Below are 8,892 nucleotides of genomic sequence, written 5' to 3' on the forward strand. Positions count from 1 at the left end.
TTCTTACAATTGCGACAAATGGGTTCGAAACAGAAGCCTTCGCTCGCGCGGCCCCTGCAATGCTTTCTCGAAGCTTCGCGTATGGCCTCCGTGCGGCCCTCAACGGCAAATCCCACCTTCATGACTGCGTGCTGGGGCTTCCAGGCCGCGCATGTACGGGCATAGCTGCACCCCGCCCCGGCCTTTCTCGACCCCGCCCAGACAGTTGTTGCGGGGAGGGGGCTTTCCGACGATCAGGAACAGCTCCGAGAAGTTGCGTCTTGCCGTCCGTTTTCTCAAGTTCGTAGGCGAATTGCTCACTCTTCCCCTGCTCTCCTATCCGTACTGATGGAAGAAACGATCTCCACTGTTTCTACTGACGCCCTCGCCCTGCAGGCCGAGGATCCCGATCATACAATTTTGGATGTGCGTCCCATCGCGGCATACAACGGCTGGCCGCTCCAAGACGAACCCCGAAGTGGACACGTGCCGGGGGCCAAAAGCCTTCCGCTCCAGTGGACGCAATACATGGACTGGGTGGAGGTGCTCGACGAGAAGGGCCTCTCGCAGGACACGCCCGTCACGGTGTACGGCTACACCGCGGATGCCGCGGCGGAGATGGCCGACAAGCTCTCGCGCCTCGGCTTCGAAGCGGTGGGGGTGTACAACGGCTTTCTGCGGGAGTGGGCCCCCGACTCGGACCGGTCCCTCCGGCGCATGGGCCGGTACCAGCAGCTCGTCTATCCGGACTGGGTGCACGGCCTTATTTCCGGCGCGGCCCCTCCTGAGATGAACGGCGACGACTACGTCCTGTGTCACACCCACTTCGGGTACCGTCAGGACTACGACGACGGCCACATCCCCGGCGCCATTCCGCTCGACACAAACGCCCTGGAGTCGCCCGAGACCTGGAATCGACGCCCGCCGGCGGAGCTGAAATCCGCCCTCGAAGCCCACGGCATCCGCCACGACACCACGGTGGTGCTCTACGGCCGCTTCTCGTACCCCACGTACGACCAGGACGATCCCGCCCAGAGCGCCGGCCACCTGGGCGCGATGCGGTGCGCGGCCCTCATGCTGTACGCCGGCGTCGAAGACGTAAAGATCCTCAACGGCGGCATCAATACGTGGGAGTCGGCCGGGTACGACGTCTCGACCGAAGACGTACAGCCGGAGCCGGTGGAGGCCTTTGGGGCCGAGGTGCCGGGCCACCCGGAGTACATGCTGACCCTCGACGAGGCCAAAGCCCTCCTGGCGGCCGACGACGGCGACCTCGTCAGCGTCCGCAGTTGGGCCGAGTTCATTGGGGAGAGGAGCGGCTACCACTACATCGACAAGACCGGCCGCATCCCGGGGGCGGTGTTCGGCAACTGTGGAAGCGACGCCTACCACATGGAGAACTACCGCAACTTCGACTACACGACGCGGGAGTTTCCCGAGATCGCCGAGAAGTGGGCCGAAATGGGCATCACGCCGGACAAGCCCATCGCCTTCTACTGCGGCACGGGCTGGCGCGGCAGTGAGGCGTTCATGAACGCGTACCTGATGGGATGGCCCAACATCTCAGTCTACGACGGCGGCTGGTACGAGTGGAGCGACCACCCCGAGACCGAAACGGCCACCGGTGTGCCCGAGCGCCCGGTCCGAACGTAGGGTATGAGGATGCCCCCCTGCCCGCCACGACGGGACGGGCGGGCTGGGGAATGTGCGGTCCACGGGGGCCGTGTGGTTCGAGGCACGCCGCCCCGTGGAAAATTCCGTGGGCTCGTGCGTTGGAAAATCTGTGCTACATTTCGCCCAAAGGCCTCTCAACCCCATTCCCGACCCCGACGCGTTCGCCGAGAAAAAGCAACTCGTTGAAGCAGCCCTCCGTCTCGAAGAGAAACCAGACGCCCCCCTCACTATCTCGGCGGTGTGCGCCGAGGCGGGCGTCAAGGAGAGCGTTTTCGAGCGTCACTTCCAGACGGTCGACGAACTCCGGCCGGCCTTCTACGACCTGACGCTGGAGCAATACCGCATGCTTACGGGGGCCACGACCGGGTACGAGGACTTTTCCTTCGAGGAGCGGCTGGCCTCGTTCTACTACATCCTGCTCGACGCGCTTGAAGAGCAACGTGCCTTCGTGCAGGCCACCTTTAGCACCCGGGTGCGGTCCCAATCCTCGTTTCGATCTGGGGTGCGCGAGGCCCTCCGCGACCTCCTGACGGACGCGGACGTGGTGCCCAACACAAATCAGCTCGTCACGGGCCTGTGGCCGGTGCATGAGGTGCTCACGGAGGTGACGCTCGCGATCATCCGCCACTGGCTGCACGACGAGACGCCCGACCAGGAGGCCACCACGGCGCTCGTCGACAAGCTCGTTGCGTTCGTCGCCGAACTGGTGACCTTCCGGGGCGTATCCCGGGGCGTGACCTTGGCCTGGTACATTGTGCAAAACGACTCCTTGGGACTGGGCCGGCTCCCAATCGTGGGGCGGCTCTTTTCTCGGCAGTGACGGTCCTCTCCAGGACGGGTTGTCCCAATCCGGCGAGCGGTATTCCGTAGTGCGTATTGCGTATTTCGTGCAACGTCTACGACTTCGCTCGTTACGCACTACGCAGCACGCAATACGTCCCTCCGTCGACGCGTTTTGCGATGAGGAGATCGAACGCGCTTTCGAACCACCCACACTACGATGAGCACCGACGACGCCTCCGAAGATTTTCCCGCGTCCAAGCTGGAACGGAGCGGCCTCTTTGCCAAAACGGGGTTGAAGGTGGGTAAGAACTACGCCCAGTACCTCATGGACCGGGCCACGGGCACGGACGACCCGGAAGCGCGAAAGCAGGAGCTCAACGCACAGAACGCCCGCGATCTCTTTGAGGAGTTTACCCGGCTCCGCGGCACCGCGCTCAAGCTGGCCCAGTCGATGAGCATGGACACCGGGCTGCTGCCGGACGAGTTCATGGAGGTGATGGCGGAGGCGCAGTACAGCGTGCCGCCGATGAACAAGGCGCTGGTGCGCAAGCGGATTCGGGACGGGCTCGGGGGCTTTCCGGAGCTGCTCTTCGACGACTTCGAGCCGGAGGCGATGGCCGCCGCCTCGCTCGGCCAGGTGCACCGGGCCCGCCTCGACGACGGTCGGGCCGTGGCGGTGAAGGTGCAGTACCCCAACGTACGGGAGACCATCGAGTCCGACCTGTCGGTGGCCCGCACGCTGTTCGAGCGCCTGATCCAGGGCGACGGGATCGACGCCCACTTCGAGGAAGTGAAGGCCCGGCTCCAGGAGGAAACGGACTACCTGAACGAGGCGCAGAACATCGACCACTTTGCGGAGCAGTACGACGGGGAGAAGCTCGTCGTCCCCCGCCCGATCCCCGACCGGACGGCCGAAACGGTTCTGACGATGACCCACGTGGAGGGCCAGCATCTCGACTCGTTCCTCGACGCTGCGCCGAGTCAGGAGGAGCGCAATCACTTTGGCCAGCTGCTGTGGGACTTCCTCCACGAGCAGGTGGCGGGCAACGCCCGCACCCTCCACGCCGACACGCACCCCGGCAACTTCCTCTTTCGGGAGGACGGGCGCCTCGGGGTCATCGACTTCGGCTGCGTGAAGACCTTTCCCCAGCAATTCCGCGACGACATGCTGCGCCTCTTCCGGGCCCGCATGGCCGACGACGAGAACGCGATCACCCGCCTCCTCCACACCCTCGACATCCTCCACGACGACCTGCCTGAGAGCACACAGACCAGGCTGCGGCAGTTCTTCGATCGGTACGGCTCGCTCATCGTAGAACCCTACCGTCGGTCGTCCTTCGACTTCGGCGACCCGGACTTTCGGAGCCGCCTGCAGGAGTGCTTTGAGCAGGCCTCCCAGCTCCGGGCCGCCACGGGCTCCCCACACTTTATCTTTCTCAACAAGGCCCTGGTCGGCGTCCTCAATCTGCTCACGCGGCTCGAAGCCCGCGTGGACACCAACGAGAGCCTGACACTTCTGAATGAGTCGCTGGCGGACCTCGGGGGCTCCCCGGTGGGGCGCTGACCTCCAAAGCACATCCCTTGCCTCTGCGCCCCTGCCCCCCGCGCTTCTGGCGCCTGGGCCCGGGCCTGAATTCTCCTCAGTCCGGATCCGCTCGGCTCTCAACCCGTCGGGCCGCCCCCGCAGGATTCGATTCGCGGGATTCCCACCCAGTCTTCATGGGGTGTTTCCCAAACGAGGCGAACGATTTGCCCTGTATCTGACTACACGGTCACCGAGTGACTCACTAGTCAGATCCTGACGCAGCGTCCACCAAGCGCTCTGATTCATGGCCAACGCCCCCAGTTCCTCTTTGTCCCGTCGCGAACGCGAGCGGAAGCGACGGCGGCAGGCCATGCTCGATGCCGCCCGCGCCGTCTTCGCGGAGAAAGGGTACGCCGACGCGACGCTCGACGAGATTGCGGAGCGGGCCGAGTTTGGCAAGGGCACGCTCTACAACTACTTCGAGGGGGGGAAGGAGGAGCTGTTTCTGGCCGTCTTCGACGAGGCCACGCGGGAGCTGGAGGCCCTCATCCGGACCGTCTTCTACGAGTCCGCCGCCGACCGCCCGCTGCGGGAGACGGTCCACGCGTTCGTGGTGCGCTACTTCGAGACGATTCGCGATCAGCAGGACCTGTTTCTCGTCCTGGTCAAAGAAATTCACGCGATTGCCTTCAGCGACGAGGCCGAGCGCGCCCAGTTTTTCGAGAGGCAGCAGGAGCGCGTCCTGGGCACGCTCGTCCCTGTACTCCGCGAGGCGATAGGCCGGGGGGAGATCCGGGGGCTCTCTCCCCCGTTGATCGCCAACATTCTGTTTACGAGTCTCCGGAGCATGGGGACGCACCACATTCTGGAGCGCCAGCAGGGGTCCCCCGACGCCTCCGCGGGCCCGACACGGCCCCTGGAGAACCCCGAACGGGCGGCGGACTTCCTGACGGCCCTGCTCTTCGACGGCCTCTCCCCCACCCCGTCGGGGGCGCCGCTCTCCGACTCGGATTCCGATGAATAACCACCGGTCTTTGATGCCTCTTCTGCCGACTCGACTGTCCTCGTGGGGGCCCGCGGCGGCCCTGCTGGTCCTGGGTGTTCTGACGGCGGGATCGCCGGCCACGGGTCAACCCACGGCCACCGCCTCCGCGGCGGGGGCGGATTCTACGCTCGTCCTGACGCTCGACGACGCCCTCCGCGTGGGCCTGGAGCGCAGCTACGGCCTGCGCGGGGCCCGCCTCGACGTCCAGAACGCCGATGCACAGATTCGGGAAGCCTGGGGCCAGCTGTACCCGGAACTGAGCCTGAGTGGCAGCTACACGCGCAATGTCCAGACCGCCAACCCCTTCGCCGGCAGCGACGTGACAGGACTCTTCGGCGGCGGTAACGCCACCGACTGGGTCGCGTTCAACGAACGAGCTCGTCAGTCGGGCACCGAGACCATTTCGTTTGAGGAATTTCAGCGACGGCAGCGGCAGGGGCTGCAGGAGGCCGGCGTTACGCCGGGCGGCGGGGGCGGAAACCCCTTCGGCGTCGACAACCAGTTTAGCAGTGGGCTCAGCCTGCAGCAGACCCTCTTCAGCCAGAGTGCCTTCGCCGCGGTGCAGGGCGCCCAGCAGCTCCAAGACGTCAACCAGCTTGGCCTCGATCGGGAGCGACAGGCCCTCGTCGACAGCGTGCGGGGGGCCTTCTACGGGGCCTTGTTGGCACAGGAACAGGCCCGTGTGGCCCGCCAGAGCGTCGAGCGCACGAAAGAGACACTCGCGGAAATACGGCGCCAAGTCGAGGAGGGCACCACGCCCAAGTTCCAGCGCCTGAGCACCGACGTGGAGCTCTCGAACCTGCGCACCCAGCGGGTGCAGGCCGAAAACCGGGCCGACCTCGCCCGAGAACAGTTGAAGCTTGCCCTCGCCCTGCCAATGGACCGTCCCGTGGCCCTGGAGGGCTCCCTCGCCGTTGATAATCCGGACCCACTGCTCAACCTCACGGTGGACCGGGCCACGCAACAGGCCTTCAAGCACCGACCCGACCTGGAACAGGCACGCCAGAACATAGAGCTGCGCGAGGTGGACAAAAACACCGTCCGGGCGCAGTACCTGCCCACCGTCTCGGCCGTAGCCAACTTCGACTACACGGGCCGCGTGCCCGACGACCGCTCGCGGACCCTCTCCAACCCCACCGATCCGTTCGACTTCTCGGTGCAGGAGCGCGGCTTCTTTCACTCCGACTTTTGGAATCCGTCCCTAAATGTGGGCCTGCAACTGAGCTGGACGATTTTTGACGGCTTCCAGCGGGAGTCTCAAATCCAGCAGCGAGAGGTGGCCGTGCGCCGGGCCGAGCTCCAGCGCGAGCAGCAGCGCTCGGTCGTCCAGCTTCAAATTGAACAGTCCCTCCGGACCCTGCGCGCCGCGTACCAGCGGCTGCAGGCCCAGAAGCAAAACGTAGAGACCGCCGAGCTCAACTACGAATACACGCGTCGTCGCGTCGAGAACGGGGTGTCGAGCCAGCTGGAGCTTCGGGAGGCGTCGAATCAACTCGACGAGAGCCGCCTCAACCGCCTGCAGGCCATCCACGACTACCTTCGGGCCCGGAGCGCCCTGGAGCGTGCCATGGGCGTCCCCCTCTCCGAGGACAGTGCGTTCCAGCGCGTGGCCGAGTCCAGGCGGCCCTAACCCCCTACCGTGTTTTCGTTGTCCGTCCGTCTTTGTCACTGGGTCTCTTTTGTCAATGCGTCGCTCTCACTCCGTTTCGTTATGGGTTGGCTTGCTCACGGGCCTCGTCGCCCTCCTCGCCGGGTGTGGCGGCGAGGGACGCACCGAGACCGCCGCGGCCCAGGACCGCACCCGCGTTCGGGTCGAAACCCTCGTGCTGCAGCCCCAGCCGTTCGAGGACGTGGTGGAGGTCACCGGAAGCGTGGAGGCCCTTGACGATGCCAGCCTGTCGGCCGAGGCGTCCGGGACGCTCGTGCACGTGGCTGAGCGCGGCACCCGCGTGCCGGAGGACTCGCTGGTTGCCCGAATCAATCCGCGTAGCGCCCGCGCGGCCGTGGAGCAGGCCCGGGCCCAGGTCGAGTCGGCCCAGGCCCAGTACGAGCTTGCCCAGGACACCTACGACCGGCAGGAACCCCTGTACCGCGATTCCATCATCAGCGCTTCGGAGTTCGAGAGTGTGCGGTCGCAGCGGACCCAGGCCCTGGCGTCCCTGAACCAGGCCCGGGCCAACCTGAGCCAGGCCCAGGAGCAGCTGGCCAGCACCCGCATCGACGCCCCGTTCGCCGGCACCGTGGAGACGCGGTTGCAGGAGCCGGGCGAGCAGGCCTCCCCCGGCGAGCAGGTGGTGCGGCTCGTCAACACGCGTCAGGTACGGATAGAGGCCGGGGTGCCCGAACGGTACGCCAACGACCTCGTGCAGGGCGACTCCGTCCGCGTCCGCATTCAGTCCGCCACCCTCGACGACCGCTGGGGGCGCCTCGCATTCGTCGGCAACACCATCGACCCGGCCAGCCGCACGTTCTCCATCGAGGTCGAGATCGCCAACCCGGAGCGCCGCCTCAAGCCCGAGATGGTGGCGAAGGTGTTCGTGGTGCGGGAGCGGCTCACGGACGTGCTCGTCGCCCCCCGCTCGGCCATCAGCCGCGACGAGGACGGGCTCGACGCGTACACGGTGACCCGGACGGACTCCGGCGCCGTCGTCCAGTCGCGTCGGGTGACCCTCGGCCCCGCCAGCGGCAACCGCGTGGTCGTGCGCTCCGGCCTCTCGCCCGGCGACGAGCTCATCACCGTCGGCCAGTCGGACGTGGCCACGGGCGACCGGGTGGAGGTGGTCGAGCAGTACGACGACGCCGACGCCGCCGACCCGGCCGCCGATGACGCGGAGAACGCCGCCGCGGACGCCTCGTCCCCCAGCGCCACCCCTTAGCCGGCAGCCTGCCCCGCTGCGTCCTCTTGCTCTCTCCCCTTCCGGACCGGCCCATCCATGAAGATTACCAACCTGTCGATCAAATACCGGACGGCCATCTTCGTCCTTACCCTACTCATCGTGGGCGGGGGGCTGTACAGCTACCTCACCATTCCGAAGGAGTCGGCCCCGTCCATCGAAATTCCAACGGTCGTGGTGACGACGGTCTATCCTGGGGCCAGCCCGGACGATATCGAGTCGGTCGTGACCCAGCCGCTGGAGCAGGAGATTAGTAGCGTCAACGACATCGACGAGCTCCGGTCCACCTCCACGGAGGGCGTGTCCACCATCGTGGCCGAGTTCGACCCGAGCATGGACAACGACAAGGCCTACCAGGACGTCAAGGACGCGGTCGACCGTGCCCAGCCCGACCTCCCCAGCAACATCGAGGACGACCCGATCGTCAGCGAGATCAACACGGAGGACTTTCCCATCATGACGGTGAACCTGGGGGCGGACTACTCGCTGGCCCGCCTCAAAGAGGTGGGGAAGGACCTTCAGGACGAGATTGAGGGCATTCCCAGCATCTTGGAGGCCAACCTGGTCGGGGGGCTCACCCGGGAGGTACAGGTGAACGTGGACCTGACGGCCCTGAAAGGGTACGGCCTTACGTTTCAGGACCTCGTGGGCACCATCCAGCGCGAGAACCGCAACATTCCCGGCGGCTCCATCGACGTGGACCGCCTCAACTACCTGGTTCGCGTCGACGGCCGGTTCGACGATCCAGAGGAGCAAATCCCCGGCCTGGTGGTGGGCGCCCCCAACGGCAATCCCGTGCACGTGCGGGACGTGGCGGACGTGGTGTTCGGGTTCGAGGACCGCAGCACCTACGCCCGGCTCCGGGTCCTGCAGGAGGAGAACGCGGAGGGCGAGCTCGTCTCCGCCCCACGGAACGACGCGTCGGTGCCCGTCATCTCGCTGAACGTGACGAAGCGCGGGGGCGACAACATTCTGGAGGCCGTCGAGTCGGT

Annotated in this window: 7 protein-coding genes; all 7 read left to right on the forward strand. The window is 66.1% G+C overall.

Translation table 11 applies throughout. The features are described 5' to 3' along the window. The first annotated feature begins 327 nt into the window (after positions 1-327). The gene (locus V5A20_RS11430; protein ID WP_332316564.1) at positions 328-1,632 is read left to right on the forward strand and encodes a rhodanese-like domain-containing protein; all 1,305 of its coding nucleotides are present in this window, start codon (positions 328-330) and stop codon (positions 1,630-1,632) included. Between the two features lie 130 nt (positions 1,633-1,762). Beyond that, on the forward strand, positions 1,763-2,473 hold the full coding sequence (locus tag V5A20_RS11435) for a TetR/AcrR family transcriptional regulator (RefSeq protein WP_332316565.1): 711 nt from the start codon (positions 1,763-1,765) through the stop codon (positions 2,471-2,473). A gap of 180 nt (positions 2,474-2,653) precedes the next feature. Continuing rightward, entirely contained in the window at positions 2,654-4,000 is a 1,347-nt protein-coding gene (locus tag V5A20_RS11440) for an ABC1 kinase family protein (protein ID WP_332316566.1), read from the forward strand. Between the two features lie 289 nt (positions 4,001-4,289). After that, on the forward strand, positions 4,290-4,985 hold the full coding sequence (locus tag V5A20_RS11445; protein WP_332327381.1) for a TetR/AcrR family transcriptional regulator: 696 nt from the start codon (positions 4,290-4,292) through the stop codon (positions 4,983-4,985). Positions 4,986-4,998: 13 nt separating this feature from the next. Then, the gene (locus V5A20_RS11450) at positions 4,999-6,636 is read left to right on the forward strand and encodes a TolC family protein (RefSeq protein WP_332316568.1); all 1,638 of its coding nucleotides are present in this window, start codon (positions 4,999-5,001) and stop codon (positions 6,634-6,636) included. Positions 6,637-6,691: 55 nt separating this feature from the next. Continuing rightward, positions 6,692-7,882 carry an efflux RND transporter periplasmic adaptor subunit gene (locus V5A20_RS11455; RefSeq protein ID WP_332316569.1) on the forward strand — a complete coding sequence of 397 codons (1,191 nt, stop codon included), beginning with the start codon at positions 6,692-6,694 and terminating at the stop codon, positions 7,880-7,882. Positions 7,883-7,939: 57 nt separating this feature from the next. Continuing rightward, positions 7,940-8,892: efflux RND transporter permease subunit (locus tag V5A20_RS11460; protein ID WP_332327382.1), on the forward strand; the 953-nt coding region annotated here is incomplete at its 3' end.

The sequence above is a fragment of the Salinibacter sp. genome, assembly GCF_036626415.1.
Taxonomy (GTDB): domain Bacteria; phylum Bacteroidota; class Rhodothermia; order Rhodothermales; family Salinibacteraceae; genus Salinibacter.